Here is a 21,821-nt window from a genome sequence, read left to right as displayed (position 1 = left end):
GCGCACGCGGAGCGGACGGCCCGCCGACGTGGGAAGAGCGGCCGAGCACCGGCCGGGCCGAACGGCTCGACGCGCGCTCCGTGAGGCGCGGGTGCGCACGCGCGGGCCCGCACGACCGGGACCGTCGTCCGAGAAACCAGCAGCGGCCGGTGAGGCACCCGACCGCGTACGCCGGGCCCTCGCCGGCCGACCCCGTACCACCCACGCGGTACGGGGCCGTCCGCGATGCCTCCGACCGGCCGAGCGGGTATCACGCGAGACCCCCGGCCCGCCATGGGGTCCCCCTGTCCGGGCGAAGCCGAGGACCTCGGGGGAGGCCAGGGCGGCGGGGGGCGGGAAACCCGCGGCGCCTGAGACCGGCCGTGCCCGAGACCGCCCGTGTCCGAGACCGGCCGCGCCCGCGCCTGAGACCGCCGTGCGCCGAGACCGCCGCGCCCGTGTCCGAGACCGCCGCGCCCGCGCCCCAGACCGGCCGTGTCCGAGACCGCCGTGTCCGTGTCCGAGACCGCCGCGCCCGCGCCCCAGACCGGCCGTGTCCGAGACCGCCGTGTCCGTGCCCGAGGGCGATGGGCCCGGTGGTTCGGTCAGTTGCGCAGCAGCCACCAGATCCTGTCGTACGCACAGATGTGGTAGACCACCAGCACGATCAGGTAGTACTTGGCCACCTGCAGGGCGCCGATGTGCCGCAGCGCGGCCCAGGCCCCGCCGAGCACGGCGAGTTCCAGCAGCAGCCGCAGCGGACCAGGGGTGTCGAAGGTGGTCTCACCCGACCGGGCCTCGTCGCCGGCGGTGGCGAAGGTGCCCCACAGCATCGCCATCGCCACGGGGATGGCGATCGCGGCGACGAAGCGCAGCGGCCCCGGGACCTTGCGCCAGCCCCAGAGGGCGTAGCAGCCCAGCGCGAACACCTCAAGCAGGAACCGCAGAACGAGGAAGAGCGGGTTGTAGGCCAGGGCGATGGTCATCGAGTTCATCCCGTCTTCTCCGCCTGGGACTTGAGGGCTCCGGTCCAGTCGGCCAGGACGGCCTGGAGTTTGTCGCTGCTGTAGAGGAGGCCCGCCAGCGGACCGCCGATCGACTCCTCGGACCGCACGCGAGTGGCGCCGTGCGCCGGCTCCAGCAGGAAGCGGTGTACTCCCCGGGTCCCGGCGAGCGTGCCGGTCCACGAAAGTTCGGATCCCGGCTGGACCACGGCCAGCGTGGACTTGACGCGCATTCCGTTCAGCACCCAGCGGAACGGTACGTCCGGCGCGGGTTCGCCGTCGAGGTGCGCCTGCCGGACCCCCGGTACCCAGGAGGGCCATCGAGCGATGTCGGCCAGCAGTTCCCACACCTCCGACGACGGGGCTCGGACAGTGACTTCGCAGGACGCGAGAACCGGCGCACCGGCGTCGACGCTCCCGTGCTTGGCGTACTGCTCGTGCAGGGTCCGCATCGACGGGCCGACATACAGGGCTCTGCCCAGGAACGAGCGTTGCTGAACGGTCATCTGGCAATTCTCCTCATGCTGTTCGTGGTGCCGGCGCCACGCGAACGGGGCATGGGACGGCCACGGCCAGGTTCTCCAGCGTCGCCCCCGCCACTGGAGAACCACTGAAGCGGTGTCCGTACCAGTCGCACGGGTGTACGGGTGTACGGCGCGCGCTCAGGCTCAGGGGCGGGCGGAGCCCTGGTGCGCGGGGGACGGTTCGGTCTCACGGGGGCCGGCGGCCGAAGGCGCGACGGCCGCCTCGGCAACCTTGGTGCCCGCCCGTCCCGGCAGCAGCAGCGCGGCGACCACCGCACCGCAGGCGACGGCCGCCGCCGCGACACCGAGCCCCGCCGCCGACGCGTCGTCGAAGGCCTGGCGGGCGGTGGCGGCCAGGGTGTGCCCGGCCTCGCCCCCGGTCAGCTCGGCGGCTCGCAGGGTCTCGTACAGGGTGTCGCCCACCGCCCCGGACACACCCGCCACGGCATCGGCGTAACGGCCGGCGAGCACGCTGCCCACCACGGCCACCCCCAGGGCGGTGCCCAGCTCCTGCATGGTCATGTCCAGGGAGGCGGTGGACCCCGACCGCTCCGGGGGCACCAGGGACATCACCACATGGGTGGTGGGTGCCATGGACAGGCCGAAGCCCACTCCGATGAGCACCAGACCCGCGAACACCGGCGGGTACCCCTCGCCCCACTGCCCCAGCACCAGCACACCGCACGCGGCGGCCGACAGGCCCACGGCCACACAGCCCCGCGCCCCGGCCCGCCGGTCCAGCGCCGGACACAACAGCGTGCCCAGCACCACCGCGAGAGCCACCGGCATCACGGCCAGGCCCGAGCGCAGCGGGCTGTACCCCAGCACGAACTGAAGCCGCTGGGTGAGCACGAACAGGGTGCCGGCCAGCCCGAGCATGAGCAGCAGGATGCTGGCGCTCGCCCCGATGAACGCGGGTCGGCGCAGCAGGTCCGTGTCGAGCATCGGATGCGGGTGCCGCCGCTCCCAGGCCATGAACCCGGTGCCCGCCGCCGCGGCCACGGCCAGTCCGCCGGCCACGGGCAGCGAGGTGAGCGCGTGTCCCGAGGTCTGGATGACGCCGTACACCAGCCCCGCCATGGCGGCGGTGCCGAGCAGCGCGCCGACCGGGTCGGGTGGCCGCGGCGCCCGGTCGGCGGACTCGCGCAGCAGCAGCGCCCCGCCGACCAGGACCACGGCCACCGGTACCAGGTTGACCAGGAAGATCGACCCCCACCAGAAGTGGCCGACCAGGGCACCGCCGACCACCGGGCCGGCCGCGACCCCCAGGGCGGAGACACCGCTCCACATCCCGATCGCCCGGGCACGCTCGGTCTCCGGGAAGACATCGACGATGATCGCGAGCGTACCGGGCATGATGAAGGCGGCACCCAGGCCCATCACCACCCGTGCCGCCATCAGCTGGCCGGGGGAGTCCGCGCCGAGCGCGACCAGGGAGCCCGCCCCGAAGACCGCCGCGCCGCAGAGAGTGGCCCGCTTGCGGCCGAACCGGTCGGCCACCGCTCCCGCGGTCAGCAGGACGCCCGCGAAGGCCAGGGCGTAGCTGTCGACGATCCACTGGGCCTGTCCGATGTCCGCGCCGAGATCACGCATCAGCACCGGTACCGCGACATTGAGCAGCCCGTTGTTCAGCACGATGGCGAACAACGCCAGGGACAGTATCCCGAGCATCCACCACCGCTGGGGGTGTGCGCCGTCCCCATCGGTCCTGTGCATGTGCTGGCTCCTTCCGGCGGCCTGAACGTGGCGTTCCGAACGTCACGCGCCCCGAGCCTGGGCGGGGTCACTGAAGCCGCACTTGCGCCCGCACGGGAGGCGCCCCCGCCGGTCGCCTTCTTTAGCCGGGCCAAAGCCGTCACCCGCACGATCCTCCCGAGGGCTCATCTCCCGGCACGACACGACGGATCGAGAGATCAGCCACCGATGATGGGAGGACCATGCGCTGGGAAAGCGTTTACGTGGCGGCCACGGGATCCTGGCTCCCGGAGCCGTATCCGACACGTGCGGCTGTGGAAGCGGGCGTGTACGACCCCGAGCAGTTCGAGGCCGATGAGCTGCTGTCCATCCGGGTGGCCGACGAGGACGTCGCACCGCCCGACATGGCCGTTCAGGCGGCCACCACGGCACTCAAGCGGTCCGGTCTCGACCCCGAGACCGTGAGCCTGCTGCTGCACAGCTACGTCTGGTTCCAGGGGCAGACCCTGTGGCCGGTGGCCTCGTACGTCGCGGACAAGGCGCTCGGCAGGGGCGTCCCCGCGTTCGAACTCAAGCAGGAGTGCAACGCCGGGACGGGCGCCATGGAGCTGGCCGCCCGCCATCTGGCCACCACGCCCGGCGCGTCCGCCGCGATGCTCACCACCGCGGACCGCTTCGGCGAACCGCTGATCGACCGCTGGCGCGACGAGGCCGGAATCGTCTACGGCGACGGCGGCACCGCGCTGCTGCTCTCCAACCAGGGCGGTTTCGCCAAGCTGCTGTCGACCGCCACCCGGGCCGACAACTCGCTGGAGGTGGTCACCCGCGGCCCCGGGTTCACCCCGCTGCCCGACGAGAAGCCGCTCGGGCTCGCCGAGCGGCTCGGTCACTACCTCCAGCACCACGGCAACCTGCGCGAGGCCACACAGCGCCTGGTGGGCGTGGCGGTGGCCGCCGTCGACGCGGCGCTGGCCGACGCCGGCAAGCAGCGCGAGGACATCACCTGGGCCGTGATCCCGGCGAGTGGCCGCAGCAAGATGGAGTGGCAGGCCGGCACCGTTCTGGGGCTGGCGGAGGACCGCACCAGCTGGGAGTTCGCCCGGCGCAGCGGCCACCTGGGCGCGGGCGACCAGTTCGCGGGGCTCAACGACCTCGCCGAGCGCGGGCTGCTGCGGGTCGGCGACACGGTCCTGCTGATCGGCGCCGGTTCGGGGTTCACGTCCACCTGCGCCGTGCTGGAGATCACCGAGGAACCGTCCTGGCAGACCCCCGCCGCGCACGACGAGGAGGCGCTGTCGTGACCAGCACACTGACGTCCTTTCCGGCCTCGGCCCTGATCGACGACGCCGTCGGCACCGAGACCGCCCCCCGGGTGGACAACGCCGCCGAGGTGTTCCTGACGACGGCCGCCACCCACCGCCCCCACGCCCCTGCCGTGCGCGACCGCTACGGGATGTGGACCTACGCCGAACTCGACGCCGCCGCCGACTCCTTCGCCCGGGAACTGCGCCGCTTCGGCGTCCGGCCCGGCGACCGCGTACTGGCCCGGGTCGACAGCGTCCGGGAGTTCACCGCCCTGCTGTACGGGACCTGGCGGCAGGGCGCCGTTCTGGTGCCCATCAACCCGGGCATGAAGGCGTTCCACCTCACGTCGGTGCTCGCCGACTGCACGCCCTCGCTGATCGTCGTCGAGAGCGCGGAGCGCGCGGGCACCGAGGGCCTGAGCTGGCCGTCCGACGTGCCGGTGGCCGTCGTGTCCGAGCTGGACCTGTCCGGTCCGGCCGACCCGGCCGCCCGTACCGAGACCGAGGTGCCCGCCGACCGGCTCGCCCTGCTCATCTACACCTCGGGCAGCACCGGTGCGCCCAAGGGGGTGGCCTGTCCGCACGGGCCCGTGGTGTTCGCCGCCCGCGCCATCCAGGCCCGGCTGCACTACCGCCCCGACGACGTCGTCCTCGCCGCCGTCCCGCTCTCCTTCGACTACGGCCTCTACCAGGTCCTGCTCAGCGCACTGTCCTGCTCCGAGCTGCTGCTGTCGGGCCCCGCCGACCACGCCCGGCTGCTCGGTTTCGCCCGGGACCACGGGGCGACCGTCGTGCCCCTCGTGCCGTCCCTGGGCGAACTGCTCGTCAAACTCGCCTCCCGTGACCAGCGGCCCACCCGGATCCGCCTGTTCACCAACACCGGGGCCGCCCTCAACGCCCCGCTCATCGCCACGCTTCGGGAGACGTTTTCCGGCGCGTCGGTGGCGCCCATGTACGGCACCACCGAGTGCAAGCGGATCACCATCCTGGAACCCGACGGCGATCTGGCCCGCCCGGGCTCGGTGGGGCCCGCGCTGCCCGGCACCGAGGTGCTCGTCGTCGACGACGACGGACGGCCGCTCCCGACGGGGGAGACCGGCGAGATCGTGGTGCGCGGCCCGCACCTGATGGCCGGCTACTGGCGGTCCCCCGAGCAGACCGCCCTGCGGTACCGGCCGGGCGCGGACGGCGGCCCGGTCACCCTGCACACCGGTGACTACGGCCGGCTCGACGAGGACGGCCACGTCTACTTCCAGGGCCGCCGGGACGACCTGTTCAAGCGGCGCGGCTCGCGGATGACCTCCGTCGAGATCGAGGCAGCCGTGCTCGACATCGACGGCGTGCGGGAGGCGGCGCTGCTCGTGCCGGAGGACGACCGCGACATGGTCCTCTTCGTCGTCGGCGAGACCCCCGACGTGGACGGCGAGCAGGTGCTGGCCCGGCTCGGGGACCGCCTCGAAGCCGCCAAGGTGCCCGACGTCTGCCATGTGCTGACCGCGCTTCCGCTCACCCCCAACGGCAAGACCGACCGCAAGGAGCTGCGCCGGCAGCTCTTGGAGGGCACCCATGTCCACTGACCGCGACCGCACCGGACCCCCCGGCGACGACCTGACGGTCCGCCGGCTCGTCGAGCAGTACGGCAGCCCCCTGTACGTCTACGACCTGGCCCGGGTGCGCACCGCGCTGGAGGACCTGCGGGCGGCCCTGCCCCAGCCGTCCCGCGTCTACTACTCGCTGAAGGCCAACTCGCACCCCGATCTCGTCGCCGAGCTGCGCCGGGGCGGCGCCCGCGCCGAGGTGACCTCGCGCGGCGAACTGGCCGCTGCCCTCGAAGCGGGTCATCCGGCCGCGGAACTGATGTACTCCGGTCCCGGCAAGGTCCCGGCCGAGCTCGACGAGGCGATCGCGGCGGGGATGCGCACCTTCTCCGCCGAGTCCTTCGGCGACCTGGAGCGGATCGGCGCCGCCGCGGACGCCCATGGCGTCACCGCGGACTGTGTGCTGCGGATCAACGCGGAGGGGGCGCCGGGCCAGGGCGGCCTGAGGATGACCGGGGGCCCGTCCCAGTTCGGGTTCGACCTCGACGACCTGGCCGAGCACGGGGCCCGGCTCCTGGTGAAGGGCGTCCGGATCGTCGGAATGCACTTCTTCCCGCTCACCAACGCCAGGGACGAGGACGGTCTCCTCGCCGAACTGGCCCAGAGCGTTCGTACCGCCGCCCGCCTCCGGGACGAACTCGGCATCCCGCTGCACCTGCTGGACCTCGGCGGAGGCTTCGCCGCCCCGTACGCGACCCCCGGCGAGCGGCCCGCGTACCCGGGTCTGCGGACGGGACTGTCCGTCGTGCTCGACGAGAGTCTGCCGGGCTGGCGGGACGGCGAACCGGTGGTCGCCTTCGAGTCCGGGCGCTATCTGGTGGGCGACAGCGGCCGGCTGGTGGCCACCGTCACCGACGTGAAGAACAGCCGCGGCAACACCTACGCGGTGCTCGACTCCGGCATCAACCACCTGGGCGGACTGTCGGGCCTGGGCCGTCTGCTGCCCCTCTCCGCCCAGCCGCTGTCGGGCCCCGGTCCGGCGGCGGACGAGGCCGGTGACCGGGAACCCGCCCTGGTCACCCTCGCCGGTCCGCTGTGCACCCCCGCGGACATCCTGGCCCGCGCGGCCGACCTGCCGGGGCTGCGCCCGGGCGACCTGCTGGCCTTCCCCAACGTGGGCGCCTACGGACTGTCCGCGAGCCTGCTCGGCTTCCTCGGCCACCCGGCGCCCGCCGAACTCGTCGTGGACGGCGCCGAGACCGTCTCCGCCAGCCGCCTGGCGCTGCGGCGTCACACCGTCTCCACCCTCACCGGATCCCGTACGGAGGACATCACTGCCATGACAGAGACGACCACGGGGACGACGCCCGCCGGCACGGCGGACGAACCGGCCGCGTCCTGGGACCCGACGTACGCGGCGCTGCTCCAGGAGGCACTGCCCCGGCTCGCCGCCAAGGGCGAGCTGCTGCCCGACACCAGCCTCAAGGCGGCGGGGCTGGACTCGCTCGCGATGGTGGAGGTCCTGGTCCGGGTGGAGGAGACGTACGGCATCGCCGTCCCGGACTCCGAGCTGATGGCCGACACCTTCGCCACCCCCGCCTCGCTGTGGCGCGTGGTGTCCGCCCTGCGCGAGCAGGCCGCGGGCCGTGTCTGAGCCGAGTGCCCACGAGCGGCTGCGGCCCCTGCTGGGCCGCACCGGGCTGAGCGAGTGGCCGGCCGCCGCCTCCCGTGTGGAGGGCGGCGCGGCCGACAGCCTGCTGCGTCACCGCCACGTGACGCGCACTCCCTCGGCCGCTCCGGACACCGGGCCTGACCGCCGCCGGAAGCGCATCGGTTCCGGCGGCGGTCGTCCGACCCCTTCCGATCGCATACCTCGTATACCTCGCACACCAGGGCGCGGGCCCGCGCCCGTGATCCCAAGGTGAAGCAGATGACTACGACTCATGGGCGTCCGAAGGACGCGACGGCCGAGGGGGGTGTCGGGACGACGAGTCGGCGGGTCGTCGTCCTCGCCTTCCTGACCATCTTCCTCGACGGATTCGACACCGCGTCGCTCGGCTTTGTCGTCCCGACGCTGGCGCGGGAGTGGAATCTCGACGAATCGGCGTTCACTCCGGCGCTCGTCGCCACGAACCTCGGTGTGGTGATCGGTTACCTGTGCTCCTCGCGTGCCGCCGCCCGCTTCGGGCGCAAACCCCTGATCGTCACCGGAACCGTGGTGTTCGCGGCGGGGTCGGCACTGACCGTGCCCGTGGACTCGGTGACGATGCTCGGCGTGGCGCGCCTGGTGACCGCGCTCGGTCTCGGCGCCGTGCTGCCCGCGTGCGTCTCCCTCACCGCGGACAACGTGCCCCCCGCACGGCGGGCGTCCGCCAGCGTCGGGGTCGTCCTGGCGATCGCCGTCGGCGCCGTCGCCGGAGGCATCGTCAGCACGCCCCTGATCACGGCGTTCGGATGGACTTCCGTGTTCTGGGCCGGTGCCGTACTGCCGGCGCTCCTGGTGCCGCTGCTGGTGCGGGGACTGCCCGGCACCCCCGCCTCCTCCGCCGCCTCCGCACCGCGCGCGGAGGCGGCGGACCCCTCCGTACGCCGGCTGTTCGAGCAGGGCACCGCCGTGCAGACGGTACTGCTGTGGTGCTTCGCCCTCCTGATGTACACGACGAACTACGGCCTCCTCACCTGGCTCCCGACCCTGCTCGCCAGGGGATACGGCTTCACTCCCGAGCAGGCACCGGTGGGCACGTCGATGATCGCCGTGGGCGGGGTGATCGGCGGACTGGTGATGGTTCCCCTGTGCTCACGGATCGGTACACCGCGTGCCCTGACCGTGATGGCGCTGGTGGCCGTCGTGTTCCTCGTCGCGACGGCGTGGGCGGACACCGGCCGCGCGGCGTTGCTGGTGATGCTGGCCGCGGCCGGCGCCGGCATCGTCGCGGGCGTGCTCGGCCAGACGGCCCTCGCGGTGACCCTGTACCCCACCGCGGCCCGCACGACCGGTGTCGCCTACGCCGCCGCGCTCGGCCGCACCGGCTCCATCGTCGGCCCGGCCGTCGGCGGAGGACTCCTCGCACTCGACGTACCGGGCCGCGAGATCCTGCTGCTGTCCGCTGTGCCGCCCGCGCTGGGAGCGGTGGTTGCCTTCGTCTTCGTCGTACGGGCGCGCTCCACAGCCGTACGCGACCGGTCCTGACGCGCTCCGCCCGGCAGCCTCCGGCTCGCCGCACGTCGGCCCCGGCCTGATCAGGCCGGGGCCGACGTACGTCCGCGTCCGCCTCCGGACGGACGGACGGCCGGACGGTCACGCGTTCGACCGGCGGCCCGTCCGCCTCATGGCGTGGACGTGTGTGTACACCGCCCGCCCGAACGCCCCGGGCGGGGCCGGAGGACCGGCCCCGCCCGGGGGACTGCGTGCGTACTGCGTCGACAAGGCGTCGTATGAGGCTCTGTCACCAGGTGACGGGCAACGCGGTGATGCCGTGGACGAGCATCCCGGACGGCCGGGGCAGTTCCTCCGGTGACACGGCCAGCTGGAGGGTCGGGAAGCGCTTGATGAGCGTGCCGATCGCTATCTGGAGCTCCAGACGGGCGAGGCCGGAGCCGATGCAGTAGTGCGGGCCGTGGCTGAAGGCGAAGTGCGGGTTCGTCGGCCGGTGGAAGTCGAGCCCGTCCGGGTTGCCGAACTGGTTGGCGTCCCGGTTGGCCGACGCCAGGCCCGGCAGCACGGCGCTGCCCGCCGGAATCAGCACGCCGCCGAGCTCGACGTCCTCCGTGGCGATCCGCAGCAGCGCCTCGTCGCCGGGCGGGTAGGCGCGCAGCATCTCCTCCATGGCGTTGCCGATCAGCTCCGGCTCGGCGCGCAGGGCGGCCAGTTGCTCGGGGTGGGTGAGCAGCGCGACCACGCTGTTCGCGATCTGGTTGACCGTCGTCTCGTGGCCGGCCACCAGCAGGCTGATGCCCAGGAAGATCAGTTCCTCGTGGCTGAGCCGGTCACCGTCCTCGTCGTGGATCAGGACCAGTGCCGAGAGCAGGTCCTCACCGGGGTTCTCGCGCTTGGCCTCGACGAGTTCGGAGAGATAGGTGAACAGGCCGATCTGCGCCTCCAGCATCTCGTCCTTGGTCCGCGAGGTGGTGGCCAGGAAGGCGCTCGCCCAGGCCGCGAACTTCTCCCGGTCGTCGAAGGGGACGCCGAGCAGCTCGCAGATCACGATCACCGGCAGCGGGAAGGCCAGGGCCGGGATGAGGTCCAGCGGGCCCTCCTGCTCGGCCATCGCGTCCAGCAGGGCGTCCGTGTGCTCCTGGATCCGCGGGCGCAGTGCCGCGACCCGGCGGGCGGTGAACTCCCTGGAGACCAGCTTGCGCACCCGGGAGTGCTCGGGCGGGTCCATGTTGAGCAGGCTCTTGAACTTCTGCGGGGCGGCTGCCAGCCGGGGGGCGCCGTCCTCCAGCGTGGCGGCCCGGCTGAACCGCTGGTCCGACAGGACGGTGCGGACCTCGTCGTACGTGGTGACCAGGAAGGCCTGGTCACCGCTGGGCATCCGCACCTTGGACACGGGGCAGGTCTCCCGCAGGTCCTTGTACATCGGGCAGGCCTGCATCGCGGACGGCCGTTCGAAGGGGTAGGGACGTACTTCCTCGTCGTCGTGGGAGGAGTGCGCGGCGGCTGTGTCGGGTGCTGTCTCGGGCTGTGCGGTCATGGTCGTGAGTCCTCTTCGTAGCGCGTCGGGGTCAGGCGTCGGAGTCGAGCGGCGAGGTCGGGCGGCGGGGTCAGACGTCGGACGGGTCGGCGCCGAGGTGGGCGGTGGGCACGGCGGGCGCGGTGGGCACGGTGGGCGCCACCCGCACCACGGTGCGGCCGGTGCGGTGCGCCTCCTGGAGCGGGTAGTAGATGCCCGCGACGATCCGCTTCTTCAGGGCGTCGTTGGAGCTCACCAGCCGGTAGGCGAGCTTGCGCAGCGCCACCGGGACCGTGCCGGAGAGCGCGAACGCGCGTTCCTGGCGCAACTGCAGGTCACGGGAGCGGGCCACCGCCTTCTCCCGCTCGTGCTGGAACCGCTCGGTGGCCCTCAGCAGCGCCGAACGGTGGTCGCCGGAGCCGCGCAGGACGGGCGCCACCAGGGGCGCGAGCATCACGGCGTCGGTGATGGCGTGGTTCACCCCTTGCCCGAGCACCGGTGTCAGGGTGTGCGCCGCGTCGCCGATCAGTACCAGTCCTGGCATGGACCAGCGGGACACGACCGTGGTGAAGATGTCCAGCATGGAGGTGTCGGACCAGCTGGTGACGGACTCCCGCACCTCCTGGGAGATCTCGGGGGCGAGCTCGTCGATCCGCTCGTACAGCGCCGGCAGGCCCTGCCCGCGCATCTCCCGCAGGCCGCCCTTGGGGATGTTGAAGCCGACCCGTACCAGGTCGGGCACGGTGGGGATGAACAGGCCGTGCCGGTTCCCCAGGATCCGTACCCGGTAGGTGTGCGGGTCCCAGGCCTCGGGGACCGGCACCTTGAACCAGACGAAGTCCCGCTCCAGCGGGATCTTCTCGTACGGCAGGCCCGCCATCTGGCGCACCTTGCTGAACCGGCCGTCCGCGCCCACCGTCAGCGCGGCCCGCACCTCGACATCCCCTTCGGGGCCGCGGACCCGGACGCCGGTCACCGCCTCGCCGTCCCGCAGCAGTTCCACCGCGGTGCTCCGCCGCAGCAGGGTGAACCCCGGAAGCGAGGCACCCTCCTCGGCCAGCGCCGTCAGCAACGGCGGCTGCGGAAGCTCCATCGGGTAGCGGCACGGCTGGTCGAACGCGGAGAAGTCGGCGTCCAGCACCACCCGGCCGCCGTCCATGATCTGCATCCGGCGGGTTTCCAGGGTCTGGTCCCGGACCTTGTCCAGAATCCCCAGACGCTCCAGCAGCCACACCGAGTCGGGTGAGATCGACTCACCGCGGAACGAGCGGTCGAAGTGGCCGCTCTGCTCCACGATGACGACCTCCACCGAGCGGCGGGCCAGTTCGAGGCCGAGTGTCATCCCCGCCGGTCCGCCGCCGATGATGCACACCTGGGTGTGCACCGCCGCGTTCCCGGCCGGCCTGGCCCTGTCAGATCCCGTCACGGGCTGTCCCTCCTGCACGTCGGCCCCTCGTCGGGGAGAAGTCGGCCTCACGGCCCGGGGGAAGCCCTGACGGCGTCACGCGCCGTCTGCTGCCTCCCCCACGGCTCCACCCGGGGCACGCCCGGGCGGAGCCGCACCGCGCCGCGGCGCAGGTCGGCCGGACACGGGGCTGTCCCGGCCGCGCTGCCTGCGGCGGCAGGGACGCCCTTTCGTCCGGCGGCCTGCCCGGCGGCCGGAGCCGGGGCGGTCCCGGCCGAGGCTCGTCGTACGCGGCGCCGCCATGCTTCAGGCGCCGCCTAAAGCCGGTCTTGCGTCCTCCGCCGCCCGCACGTGGTGTTCGGGGCTGGTGCCGGGCGGGCCGGAGGGTTGCCGCGCGTGGTGTTCGGGGCTGCCGCCGGGCGGGCCACAGGGTTGCCGCACGTGGTGTTCGGGGCTGCTGCCACGCGGGCCCACAGGGCTGCCGCGCATGGCCCAAGGGGCGATCGCCCGGGCTTCAGTGGAAATACAGCGCCGTGCCGGATGCTGGCCGTCGCGCGTGCCGGTCGGCGGGAGCGTTCCGGCCGATGCGGACACCGCGCCCGCCCGCGTGCCCCCCACCAGCCCGTCCCGGGCAGCCAGCGCATCCTCCACGGCCCAGCGGATCACGGCCCGCAGGCGGGAGGAAGAAGGAAGGAATCATGTTCTCCGCTCTGGGCTCGGCCCTTCACCGCCGAAGGATCGCCGTACTCCTCCTGTCCCTCCTGGTCACCGCCTTGGCCACGGTCTACGGCGGCACCGTGTCGGAGAAACTCTCCAACGGCCTGTCCGACTACGACGACCCGGGCGGTTCCAACGTCGCGGCCCGGGAGATCATCGCCAAGGCCACGGGGAGCGACCCCCAGCAGGGCCATGTGCTGCTGGTGCGGACCGACGAGCCGGTCAGGGCCGGCACCACACCGCCGGAGGCGGTGACCGCCGCCCGGGAACTGCTCCGTTCCCGCCCCGAGGTGGTGCGGGTCGTCGACTACACCTCGCCCGAGGGCGGCGCCGCGCTGATCTCCCGGGACGGGCGCAGCACCGTGGTCGTGGGCGCCGTGGGGTCCCTGACGGACCAGCAGAGCGTACGGGCCGTGGAGGAGCTCCAGAAGGCCGTCGAGGACGATCCCGCTCTGCGCGGCCACACCTGGCTCGGCGGCGCCACCCCGGGCCACGTCCAGGTGGCCGAGGTCTCCGACGAGGACCTGACCCAGGCGGAGCTCCTCGCCATGCCGGTCATCCTGCTGGTGCTGTTCCTGGTCTTCCGGGGACTGGTCGCCGCCCTGATCCCCCTGCTGGGCGGGATCGTCTCCCTGCTGCTCACCATGGCGGGCCTGCGCGTCGCCACCGAGTTCATGAACGTCTCCGCCGGCGCGATGAGCCTCGCCTTCGCCCTGGGCCTCGGCCTGTCCATCGACTTCGGACTGCTGATCGTCTCCCGCTACCGCGAGGAACTGGTGGAACGGGGACCGGGCGCGGAGGCGGTGCTGCGGACCGTCACCACGGCGGGCCGCACCGTGCTGTTCAGCGCCCTCACGGTGGCCGCGGCACTCGCCGCGCTGGCCGCGTTCCCGCAGCCGTATCTGCGGTCCATGGGGCTGGCGGGCGTCATCACCGTGGCGTCCGCCGCGCTGTTCGCCCTCCTGGGACTGCCCCCGCTGCTCGCTCTGCTGGGCCGCCGGATCAACTCCCTCGCCCCGCGCCGCTGGCAGCGCACGGCCGGCGTTGCGCGGGCCACCGAGGGACGCTGGTACCGCATGGCCCAGAGCGTGATGCGCCGCCCCGCGGTGTTCGCGCTCCTCGCCACGACGGTCCTGCTGGTGATCGCCTCGCCGCTGCTGGGCGTGCGCTTCACCGGAGTGGACGCCACCCTCCTGCCCCAGGAGACCAGCGCGGGCCGGGTGGCCGCGGTGCTCGACAAGGAATACGACGCCAGGGCCACCTCACCCCTCCAGATCGTGCTGGAGAACGACGGCTCCCCGGACATGTCCCGGCTCACCGACTACACGGAGCGGATCAGTGCCGTTCCGGGTGTCGAGTCGGTGGGCACCCCCTTCGAGCTGGACGGCCGGCACTGGGAGGTCGACGTCGTCCTCACCGACAACCCCCTGGACGAGGCGGCCAAGGACGCCGTGGACGCCGTCCAGAACCTGGACGCCCCGTACGCCGCCCTGTACACCGGCAGGACCGCGGACTTTCTGGCACAGCGTCAGAGCATCGCCGAGAGCGTGCCGGTGGCCGGCGGCATCCTGGTCGTGGTCACCCTGCTGCTGCTCTTCGCCTTCTCCGGCTCGGTGGTGCTGCCGCTGAAGGCCCTGGTGATGAACCTGCTGTCCACCAGCGCCGCGTTCGGCTTCCTGGTGTGGGTGTTCCAGGACGGCAACCTCGGCTTCGCCGCGCAGCCCGGGCTGGAGGTCACCACACCCGTCCTGGTCTTCGCGCTCGCCTTCGGGCTCTCCACGGACTACAACGTCTTCCTGCTGAGCCGTATCAAGGAGGCCAGGTCGCAGGGCCTGGACAACCGTGAGGCGGTGGCCCAGGGCCTGTCCCGCACCGGCGGGATCGTGACCTCGGCCGCTGTCCTGTTCTGCATCCCGGTGGGCGCGCTGGCGATGTCCCGGCTGGTGCTCATCCAGGAACTGGGCCTGGGCGCGGCGTTCGCCGTCCTCATCGACGCGACGGTGGTACGGGCCTTCCTCGTCCCGTCCCTCATGGCACTCCTCGGCACCGCCAACTGGTGGGCCCCGTCCCCCCTGCGCGCCCTGCACCGCGCCCTCCGCCTCGACCGCATGGAGCACGACTCCGCCCCCGCGCCGGTTCCCGACAAGGTCTCCGCACCCGTCGGCTGACCCGCCGGAGCGGGCCGTGCGACTCGGGCCCGGGCGCCGTACGCGCCCGGGCCCGAGCGCGTCCCCGTCCACCGGGGAGCCACGTCCGCTTCCGCACCGCTCCGCGTCCCCGCGCCTGCTCACGGTCCCGCGCGTCGCGCCTCCGCAGATGTCAGCGGTGGTCCGGATCCTCCGTCCGGCCGGCGAGGAGGTCCCTGGTGCCGGCGAGGTAGCCGGCCTGGAAGCGGCTCTCCGCGCCGAGGTCCTTGAAGATGTCGGCGATGTACTTGCGGCAGGTGCGCAGGGAGACGCCGAGGCGGCGGGCGATCGTGTCGTCCTTGAGGCCGTCGCTGAGCAGGTTGAGGATGGTCAGCTCCAGGTCGTCCCGGACCGTACTGTCCTGGACCGCCGGACTGTAGGGGACCGCCATGCTCCAGGCCCGGTCGAAGGCGTTGCACAGGAAGGCGACCGTCGAGGGGTCCCGGATGACGACGGCGCCGCCCTTGGCCTGGTGATGCGGGAGGAACACCACGGTGCGGTCGAAGGCGATCATGCGGCCCAGGAGCTCGGTGAGTGTGCGGATCTGCGCTCCGGCGGCGGTGACCCGCTCGGCGTACTCCCGCGTCGGGATGTGGCGGCGAGAGGTGTGCTGGTAGAGGGAGCGCATCTGGACGCCGCGCCGGAGCATCGCCAGGTCGCGCTGGAACGCCTCTCGCAGTTCACCCACCGGGCGCCCGCCGCCCGGCTGTGAGGTCATCAGCTCTTGGCGGCAGTCGGCGCTGGCCTGTTTGATCAGGGCGATGGCGGTGTCGAGCGAGTCCACGATCTCCAGGGGCACCGCCCTGGGTTCGTTGCCCCGGCCCGCCCGGTAGAGCGCGGTCAGCGAGTCCAGGGTGTCCCAGACCGAGGACGGCGGAGGCGATCCGCCGACGAGTCGGTAAGCGTGAGTTCTCCGCGTTCATCACCGAAGCGGTCGAGCGCGAGCTGCGCGGTCAGATCCTGGACGAGTACCTGGCCGACTACGAACACCGGCAGGGGCCGATCTCCGAGCACGAGCAGGAGCGGCACGCCAGGTCTTCGACGAGGTGTTCGCCGAGGAGGGGCGGTGGCCCGCCGCAAGGTGAGCCACGAAGGCACCCTCGTTCTCGACTGCGAGGGCCTGTCGAAGTTCGTCGGCACGAGCCCGTCGCCGCCCTCGTCACCGAAGCCCGCAGGCGGGGCATGGAGGTGGTCATCAGCGCGCTCACCATCATCGAGCGGTGCATCGCCGGACCGACAAGGCGCGGCTCGCCCGGGTCCTGTCCGGCGTGCGGATCGTGCACATCGGCGACGAGGAGGCCAAGGCCGCCTCAGCCATGCTGATCAACGCTGGTCTCCACGGTCACAAGTACGCCATCGACGCCGCCGTGGCAGAGGCGGCGCTGCGCCAGCGCCGCCCGGTCGTCATGCTCACCTCGGACATCGACGACATGACGAAACTCTGCGGCGACAGGGTGCCCCTCGTCGCCGTGTAAGCCGACGCCCAGGACCCGAACGCCGGGGACGAAAGGCCGACCCGTATTTCATGCCCGGGTGACACGAGACCGATGTCGGCGGGGCCTCCCGGTACCACCCGAGCCATCATGTACATCTGCTACATTCATGACATGGTTGAGCCAGTGATTGAATCCATGGCGGATGTCCGCAGTCACCTCGCTGACGTCATCGATCGCGCTCGTCGGGAGGAAACCCCGACGATCATCACTCGGCGCGGCAAGCAGGAAGCCGTCGTGATCGACATCCAGGAGTACCAGCGCCTGCGTGAGATCGCGGAGAACGCCGAGGAAGCATGGCTCAACCAACTGGCCGACGAAGCCGAGTCCGAGGGCACGGAAGGGTCGGTCTCGCTCGAAGAGATGGCCGCCCTGCTGCGTGCCGATCAGGGCTGACCTGATGGGGCACATCACGCGCTTCACGTCGCACGCCCAGCGGGACATGCTCAAGATCCCGCGCCCGGACGCCCTGCGCATCCTATACCGCCTCACCGAACTCCAGAAGGCGCTGGGCGCCGGCGACACCGCCTCCTTCGACATCAAAGCCCTCCAGGCGCACAGCGCCCGCTGGCGGCTCAGGGTCGGCGACTACCGCGTTGTCTACACGGTTGAGGATGGTCAGCTGATCGTGTGGGTCCTGGCCGTCGGCAACCGCCGCGACATCTACCGCCAAGTTCCGTAGGCCCTCCGCAGCGCAGGTTGGCGCCGACTGCCCACCGGGAGTCGCGGGGGGCGTGCGCCTGCCCGTTCGTCTAGATGTTCTGAATGTCGCCTATAAACGCAACCAAAACTGAGACCACGCACGACGAAGGGCCCCGCTGCGAACAGCGGGGCCCTTCGACATCGTGCCCGGTGAGGCACTGGCGGAGGATACGAGATTCGAACTCGTGAGGGGTTGCCCCCAACACGCTTTCCAACTGTGGTGGTGGGGCGTCGGGCCGCGTACAGGGGCGTTCACCTGCGTTCATGGGCGGTCGGTCGCTGGAGCGGCTACGGGCTCCGGTCTCGTCTGAACGGCCGCGAACGGCGCTGAATGAGACGGAAACTGAGACGGATGGCGGGGCCAGCCTCGCTGGCATCGTCGCTGCTGAAGGGGGAGTCGTGGCACTGGTCAGCAAGGGATCACGACGGATCGTTGTCGACGGCACGGCCTACCGCTGGCGGCTGCGAGGCAGGCCGACGTATTTCCAGGGACTGGCCTGGACGCCGTGCACTTTCGCGGTCGAGCATGAAGACTCCCCGGGCATGATGCTTGTGGTCACTACCAACCAGCCGCATCCGAGCAACTGGTTCGGCCGCGAGGCCACGCCTGTACTGCCGTCCGGCGTTGCCCAAGCCATTCACCTTGCTCTCCGAGAGGGTTGGACTCCGACGGCGCCAGGCTCTCCGTTCCGCCTCGACCAAGCCGTCGGCTTCACGCCCTCACCCTGAACGGAGCAGGGGTAGGGGAGGCTTGGGGGCCTATGCCTCAGCCGACGAAAGTCAGCCACGGTGGCGGGTGCGCCGGCCGACCAGGCGCGCGTGTGTCTCGCTGTACCCCCACCGGCGTCAGCCACGCTATTGGGGTTCTCGTCGACCACATCGCGCCGCTACGCCCGACGCTTGAATGCGGCACAAAGCTGCAGAGGCGTTGGTTGTCAAACATCGAAGCTTTTATGCAAAGAAATCACGGCGGTGTCGAATTGAATAATGTACTCCCTGCACACTTTCGCTGCGGCATTGGCGGCTCTCTGGTCCAAGAAGATATCGTGACCATGGATTTCTGCATGCAGAATCCGCGACATTCCGTCCTTGAGCTTCATCATCTGAGGAATTTTCGCTGTCTGCATCGCTGTTAGCCTACCTCCGCCATGCACAATTGCATTTCGCAGCTCAATCAAGAGCTTGAAATCTTGGGCGAACTTAGCCCCTGCAATGTTTACGTCGAATGCCTGAGAAATCCATTTATATCTAGAGTCCCAAGAGCGATATATAGAGTCATGAAGCTCTTTGTAGAACTGGTGTCCGACGCGATTTTCCAGCGCTCCAGAGAGATCTATTAGCTTCTTTAGGGCCCGATCGACGTGGGCTTCCGCCAAGGTGGCAAAGTTGACTATGTTGCTTCCAATATCGTGCTCCGTTGCCCGCGATATCAGTGACGCAATTTCGAGGATGGTTTTCTCTCCGGATGTGGTGAGCGGCCCGGCACTCAAATCCGCTCCCCCCATTCGTAGGATTCCTTAAGTAGGGTGTTTTCGGATGTCACAGATTTGATGAGCGTATTGCTCAATCCTCCCCCGCGCTGTGCTGCGGCAAGAACACCAGCCTTGCGACCCATGGCTGCAGCGATACCTGGTTGTGTTACTGGTGTTGCGTACCTCAGAAGTTCGAGGACTTGATTCTCGTTGAGATTCCGAAACTTGGCGGCAGCCCAAGCGGCTTGCGCGCGTACCGTTTCATGGCGGTCACTCAGCTGCCGTGTAACCCACCTCATCACTTCACGAAACGCCGATGTATCCGCTTCCGGCAGTTCACTCACCACGTGAAGGATCCATAGGCGGGCCCATGGGCTTAGTCTCCCGGAATCGGTGAGCGATTTCACCAATCCCCAACTCTCGCTCCGTTCTTCCGCCCTGTGTGCCCTAGCTAGGACGTATTGACAGACACGTTCCAAGCGCACGGGCTCTCGGAAGGCGAGGCTCGTGAATACCTTTGTTGGAATTCTCTTACTGTCCTCCTGCAATACCGATATAGCCAACGGAAGCATGCGGCGGAGGGACGATTCAAGGGTGAATTCTATGTCTGGGTTCGCCTCTGCTTCCCGCGTCTCACCTTGCCAGTGGGTAATCACTCTTCGCATCGACGCCTTGAGGGTTTCCGCATCGCTTGGCAAGAGCTCCACGAGAGAGACATCTCCATACCTATCTCCACCGACAAGATGAAAGAAAGTCATTCGCTCTCTTTCGCTGTCGAAGTACTGCCTCTGTAGTTGCCGTTGGGACTCCGCTTTTTTCTTGAAGGTAGATGATCGTACCGCCCTGGTCTTTTCATAAGAGAGGATCAAGCCAAGATCTCTCGCGAATTCGGCAGCGTACTCGATTGTCTCGTTAGCTTGCTCCCAATTTTTGGCTCTTATTAGAAAGTCGTCCGCATACCGCGATACTTCCAATCCCTGACGCATTAGCTGTCGTTGGATGACACTTAGATAGAGGTCTCCCAGTGTGTCGCTGGCAGAGGTTAGCTGGGGGAGTCCTCTTTTGTTCGGTGAGCATTCTCCTAGAAAATCTGTGATACTCCTAGCGACTTCGACATTAAGGGTACGTGCCACGAGTTCCTGGCGAAGTCGTTCGTGATCGATGAACTCGTAGCAAGCCGCGATATCGACCTCAACGATGAATTCGCTCGGAGACTCTTCAGCAAATGTCTCGTGTTGTACCCATCCCTCTCCGCCTCGACTGTTGGGTTCCATTGAATCCGCGACGCTTGAAACTAGCGCCTGATAAATGATGCGGGATGTCAGCGAAGTAAGAATGATCGGTCGCTGGCCAAATTTATTTTTTGGCATTGTCATGATTTCTTTGGGGATGCGCGTGCCTCCGCAGAAATTTGCCTCCACCCACTTGATGACGGACCTTTTTGAATCCATGAGGCATCGATCTGAGATCAAAATTGGAAGCCTGTCGAGTGGAGTCGATAGGCAGAATTCGGTGGACGAGCTCAGGTCGAGCGACTGCATGATTTTCGGCGAGACCAGCACGTAGTCCTTCCCAATCCCCTAGCGAGATGTTGCCTGACATTGTGCCCGCCAACTTCGTGTGTTGCCTGCTATTTCGGCGCACGCGGCCCTTCCCTTTCTCGGGTCGCAGGCGTCCGATTGCTGTCAGCGCGGCACGGGCGCCGGCCGGGCTGGAGCGGGGCGGAGACAGGAGCGCAGGCCCGGCCGGGGGCCGGGCCGCGCGCGGGGAGCGGAGCGAGCCGCCTTGAACCAGTAGAGAAAGTTGTAACTCAGTGCTGGGCTCTGTGGCTGGTGGGGGCTTTGAAGTCGTGTGCGCAGGCTGGGAGTTCGGTCGCCTGTCGGTGCGCGAGGGGCAGGAAGAGCGCGGGTCGGACAGTCCAAGTGATGCGGGTATCAGCGTGGGTGACGGAGACGGTGCAGGGTTTTGCGTGCAGGAGTGCTCTTCTGGTTTCGATGCGTCCTTCGTAGAGCCAGGCCCATGCCTCGTCGGAGGCGTCCGAGTCGAGTGCCGGTGAGATGGTCCGCAGCGCGATGGAGATCCATCTGTCCGCCTGGGGCGCTGAGTAGGCGTCGAAGGATCCCCGGAGTGCAGGTGGCTCCGCCTCGGTGAGGTCCTCGGTCCAGCACTCGCACCAGAAGCCCCGACGGGGCCAGTTGGTTAGCACGGGTGGCCTCCCGGGCGCGTGTCGGTGAAGAGTTCCGCGGTCACCGTGTAGCCGCCCTGGCTGTCGTGGACTACCACCCGGTGGGCGAGGGCGCTGACCATGCCCAGGCCCCGGCCGTGCTCCGCCTCCTGGTCCCGGTGCTCGACCTTCGGGGCCGTGCCGGTGCCCCCGTTGTCCGTGACCGACAGGGCGATTACCTGCGCCGATACCGCGAGAGCCAGATGGAAGCTTCCAGACTCCAACCCACTGGCCGTGTGGAGGACCGCGTTCGTGCTCAGTTCGCTCACGATCAGTTCGGCGTCGTCGGCCATGGGCGAACCGCGCAGGATGTCGCGGGTCCATCGGCGGGCCCGGCTGATCTCTTCTGGGAATCCTGGGCAAGTGAGCCCCCAGACCCGCGCTGTGCTCGTATACTCGTGCATACAAGTTCCTTCGTGCTGGTAGGCCGCCATGTGCAGCGGGTTCGGGCTAGACGAGTTTCACGCCGTCATGGGCGCGGACGGCCGGCGGGGAGGTGGCGTCGAGTGCGTCCAGGACGCGGATCGCGTATGCCTCGTCGGCAAGCTCGGAGACTTCTTCACGGGTTGCCCAACGCAGCGCGCGGGTCTCGGTTCCGGTGGTGGGGGTGCCTTTGTCAGCCTCGCATCGGAAGACCAGCGAGACGATCAGGCCCGTCATGTTCTTGTAGACGCCGGTGAGGGTCGCCGGAACTGTGATCGTGATGCCGGTTTCTTCGAGGACCTCGCGTTGCAGGGCCTCGGGGATGGTTTCCTCGCGTTCGAGGACGCCGCCCGGGGGTTCCCACTGGCCGTTGTCGCGGCGCTGGATCAACAGAGCGCGGCCCTGGTCGTCGACGATGACTCCGGCAACGCTCACGGAGTGCGGACGGTCAGTGCTCACGTTCCTCGGCCCTCTCAGGTGGC

Annotated in this window: 19 protein-coding genes and 2 pseudogenes; 10 read left to right on the top strand and 11 right to left on the bottom strand. The window is 69.8% G+C overall.

Going from position 1 to position 21,821, the window contains the following annotated elements; translation table 11 throughout:
- Positions 1-584 precede the first annotated feature (584 nt).
- The 3 genes from IEY89_RS31305 to IEY89_RS31295 all read right to left on the bottom strand — a co-directional run bounded on the left by IEY89_RS31305 (position 585) and on the right by IEY89_RS31295 (position 3,223).
- Positions 585-974 (bottom strand): YrdB family protein, encoded by a 390-nt coding sequence (locus IEY89_RS31305; RefSeq protein WP_229695497.1) that lies wholly within the window; start codon positions 972-974, stop codon positions 585-587.
- Positions 971-1,489 carry an SRPBCC family protein gene (locus IEY89_RS31300; protein WP_189150886.1) on the bottom strand — a complete coding sequence of 173 codons (519 nt, stop codon included), beginning with the start codon at positions 1,487-1,489 and terminating at the stop codon, positions 971-973. Before IEY89_RS31300 ends, IEY89_RS31305 begins: the two co-directional genes overlap by 4 nt.
- Before the next feature lie 162 nt (positions 1,490-1,651).
- On the bottom strand, positions 1,652-3,223 hold the full coding sequence (locus IEY89_RS31295; protein WP_189150885.1) for an MFS transporter: 1,572 nt from the start codon (positions 3,221-3,223) through the stop codon (positions 1,652-1,654).
- 221 nt (positions 3,224-3,444) lie between these two features.
- Between IEY89_RS31295 and IEY89_RS31290 the strand changes: the two genes are divergently transcribed.
- From IEY89_RS31290 to IEY89_RS31275, 4 genes are all read left to right on the top strand, one after another.
- A complete protein-coding gene (locus IEY89_RS31290; protein ID WP_189150884.1) occupies positions 3,445-4,503 on the top strand; it encodes a ketoacyl-ACP synthase III family protein in 1,059 nt (352 codons plus the stop codon).
- Positions 4,500-6,083 (top strand): class I adenylate-forming enzyme family protein, encoded by a 1,584-nt coding sequence (locus tag IEY89_RS31285; protein WP_189150883.1) that lies wholly within the window; start codon positions 4,500-4,502, stop codon positions 6,081-6,083. The genes IEY89_RS31290 and IEY89_RS31285 overlap by 4 nt, the downstream gene beginning before the upstream one ends.
- Complete coding sequence (locus IEY89_RS31280) at positions 6,073-7,698, top strand: phosphopantetheine-binding protein (protein ID WP_189150882.1); 1,626 nt, start codon at positions 6,073-6,075, stop codon at positions 7,696-7,698. The genes IEY89_RS31285 and IEY89_RS31280 overlap by 11 nt, the downstream gene beginning before the upstream one ends.
- Before the next feature lie 276 nt (positions 7,699-7,974).
- Positions 7,975-9,234, top strand: coding sequence for an MFS transporter (locus IEY89_RS31275; protein WP_189150881.1), 1,260 nt, complete (start codon positions 7,975-7,977; stop codon positions 9,232-9,234).
- A gap of 256 nt (positions 9,235-9,490) precedes the next feature.
- Here IEY89_RS31275 and IEY89_RS41565 read toward each other — a convergent pair whose 3' ends face one another.
- Positions 9,491-10,738, bottom strand: a complete 1,248-nt coding sequence (locus IEY89_RS41565) for a cytochrome P450 (protein ID WP_189150880.1) — start codon at positions 10,736-10,738, stop codon at positions 9,491-9,493.
- A 70-nt stretch (positions 10,739-10,808) separates the two neighbouring features.
- Complete coding sequence (locus IEY89_RS31265) at positions 10,809-12,143, bottom strand: FAD-dependent oxidoreductase (protein WP_229695496.1); 1,335 nt, start codon at positions 12,141-12,143, stop codon at positions 10,809-10,811.
- Positions 12,144-12,820: 677 nt separating this feature from the next.
- On the opposite strand from IEY89_RS31265, the gene IEY89_RS31260 reads away from it, so the two are divergent.
- Entirely contained in the window at positions 12,821-15,007 is a 2,187-nt protein-coding gene (locus tag IEY89_RS31260) for an MMPL family transporter (protein WP_189150879.1), read from the top strand.
- 151 nt (positions 15,008-15,158) lie between these two features.
- On the opposite strand, the gene IEY89_RS31255 is transcribed toward IEY89_RS31260, so the two are convergent.
- Positions 15,159-15,824 carry a helix-turn-helix transcriptional regulator gene (locus IEY89_RS31255; RefSeq protein ID WP_189150878.1) on the bottom strand — a complete coding sequence of 222 codons (666 nt, stop codon included), beginning with the start codon at positions 15,822-15,824 and terminating at the stop codon, positions 15,159-15,161.
- 71 nt (positions 15,825-15,895) lie between these two features.
- Here IEY89_RS31255 and IEY89_RS41050 point away from each other — a divergent pair.
- From IEY89_RS41050 to IEY89_RS31235, 5 genes and pseudogenes are all read left to right on the top strand, one after another.
- Positions 15,896-16,110 (top strand): annotated as a pseudogene (locus IEY89_RS41050) (hypothetical protein); the annotation flags it as partial.
- A pseudogene (locus IEY89_RS31250) lies at positions 16,092-16,500 on the top strand (DNA-binding protein). The pseudogenes IEY89_RS41050 and IEY89_RS31250, both read left to right, overlap by 19 nt.
- Before the next feature lie 132 nt (positions 16,501-16,632).
- Positions 16,633-16,914 (top strand): type II toxin-antitoxin system Phd/YefM family antitoxin, encoded by a 282-nt coding sequence (locus IEY89_RS31245; RefSeq protein WP_229695495.1) that lies wholly within the window; start codon positions 16,633-16,635, stop codon positions 16,912-16,914.
- 4 nt (positions 16,915-16,918) lie between these two features.
- Positions 16,919-17,200, top strand: a complete 282-nt coding sequence (locus IEY89_RS31240) for a type II toxin-antitoxin system RelE family toxin (RefSeq protein ID WP_189150877.1) — start codon at positions 16,919-16,921, stop codon at positions 17,198-17,200.
- Between the two features lie 419 nt (positions 17,201-17,619).
- Positions 17,620-17,949: a hypothetical protein gene (locus tag IEY89_RS31235; RefSeq protein WP_189150876.1), complete on the top strand. Its 330-nt coding sequence runs from the start codon at positions 17,620-17,622 to the stop codon at positions 17,947-17,949.
- 206 nt (positions 17,950-18,155) lie between these two features.
- On the opposite strand, the gene IEY89_RS31230 is transcribed toward IEY89_RS31235, so the two are convergent.
- The 5 genes from IEY89_RS31230 to IEY89_RS31215 form a co-directional block, all read right to left on the bottom strand.
- Entirely contained in the window at positions 18,156-18,725 is a 570-nt protein-coding gene (locus tag IEY89_RS31230) for a hypothetical protein (protein ID WP_189150875.1), read from the bottom strand.
- On the bottom strand, positions 18,707-20,143 hold the full coding sequence (locus IEY89_RS31225) for a reverse transcriptase domain-containing protein (RefSeq protein WP_189150874.1): 1,437 nt from the start codon (positions 20,141-20,143) through the stop codon (positions 18,707-18,709). Before IEY89_RS31225 ends, IEY89_RS31230 begins: the two co-directional genes overlap by 19 nt.
- 359 nt (positions 20,144-20,502) lie before the next feature.
- Positions 20,503-20,898, bottom strand: a complete 396-nt coding sequence (locus tag IEY89_RS41045; RefSeq protein WP_229695494.1) for a hypothetical protein — start codon at positions 20,896-20,898, stop codon at positions 20,503-20,505.
- Positions 20,892-21,320, bottom strand: coding sequence for an ATP-binding protein (locus tag IEY89_RS31220; protein ID WP_189150873.1), 429 nt, complete (start codon positions 21,318-21,320; stop codon positions 20,892-20,894). Before IEY89_RS31220 ends, IEY89_RS41045 begins: the two co-directional genes overlap by 7 nt.
- 46 nt (positions 21,321-21,366) lie before the next feature.
- Positions 21,367-21,774, bottom strand: a complete 408-nt coding sequence (locus IEY89_RS31215; RefSeq protein ID WP_189150898.1) for an NUDIX hydrolase — start codon at positions 21,772-21,774, stop codon at positions 21,367-21,369.
- Positions 21,775-21,821 lie beyond the last annotated feature (47 nt).

Source organism: Streptomyces lacrimifluminis (assembly GCF_014646095.1).
GTDB lineage: Bacteria > Actinomycetota > Actinomycetes > Streptomycetales > Streptomycetaceae > Streptomyces > Streptomyces lacrimifluminis.
The sequence above is the reverse complement of the archived record's forward strand: the minus strand, read 5'-3'. Positions and strand labels throughout refer to the sequence as shown.

Excerpts from the sequence above, each read along its gene's own strand:
- IEY89_RS31305 (WP_229695497.1), bottom strand. The coding sequence starts at position 974 with ATGAACTCGATGACCATCGCCCTGGCCTACAACCCGCTCTTCCTCGTT.
- IEY89_RS31300 (WP_189150886.1), bottom strand. The coding sequence starts at position 1,489 with ATGACCGTTCAGCAACGCTCGTTCCTGGGCAGAGCCCTGTATGTCGGC.
- IEY89_RS31295 (WP_189150885.1), bottom strand. The coding sequence starts at position 3,223 with ATGCACAGGACCGATGGGGACGGCGCACACCCCCAGCGGTGGTGGATG.
- IEY89_RS31290 (WP_189150884.1), top strand. The coding sequence starts at position 3,445 with ATGCGCTGGGAAAGCGTTTACGTGGCGGCCACGGGATCCTGGCTCCCG.
- IEY89_RS31280 (WP_189150882.1), top strand. The coding sequence starts at position 6,073 with ATGTCCACTGACCGCGACCGCACCGGACCCCCCGGCGACGACCTGACG.
- IEY89_RS31275 (WP_189150881.1), top strand. The coding sequence starts at position 7,975 with ATGACTACGACTCATGGGCGTCCGAAGGACGCGACGGCCGAGGGGGGT.
- IEY89_RS41565 (WP_189150880.1), bottom strand. The coding sequence starts at position 10,738 with ATGACCGCACAGCCCGAGACAGCACCCGACACAGCCGCCGCGCACTCC.
- IEY89_RS31260 (WP_189150879.1), top strand. The coding sequence starts at position 12,821 with ATGTTCTCCGCTCTGGGCTCGGCCCTTCACCGCCGAAGGATCGCCGTA.
- IEY89_RS31245 (WP_229695495.1), top strand. The coding sequence starts at position 16,633 with ATGGTTGAGCCAGTGATTGAATCCATGGCGGATGTCCGCAGTCACCTC.
- IEY89_RS31240 (WP_189150877.1), top strand. The coding sequence starts at position 16,919 with ATGGGGCACATCACGCGCTTCACGTCGCACGCCCAGCGGGACATGCTC.
- IEY89_RS31230 (WP_189150875.1), bottom strand. The coding sequence starts at position 18,725 with ATGGGGGGAGCGGATTTGAGTGCCGGGCCGCTCACCACATCCGGAGAG.
- IEY89_RS31225 (WP_189150874.1), bottom strand. The coding sequence starts at position 20,143 with ATGGATTCAAAAAGGTCCGTCATCAAGTGGGTGGAGGCAAATTTCTGC.
- IEY89_RS31220 (WP_189150873.1), bottom strand. The coding sequence starts at position 21,320 with ATGCACGAGTATACGAGCACAGCGCGGGTCTGGGGGCTCACTTGCCCA.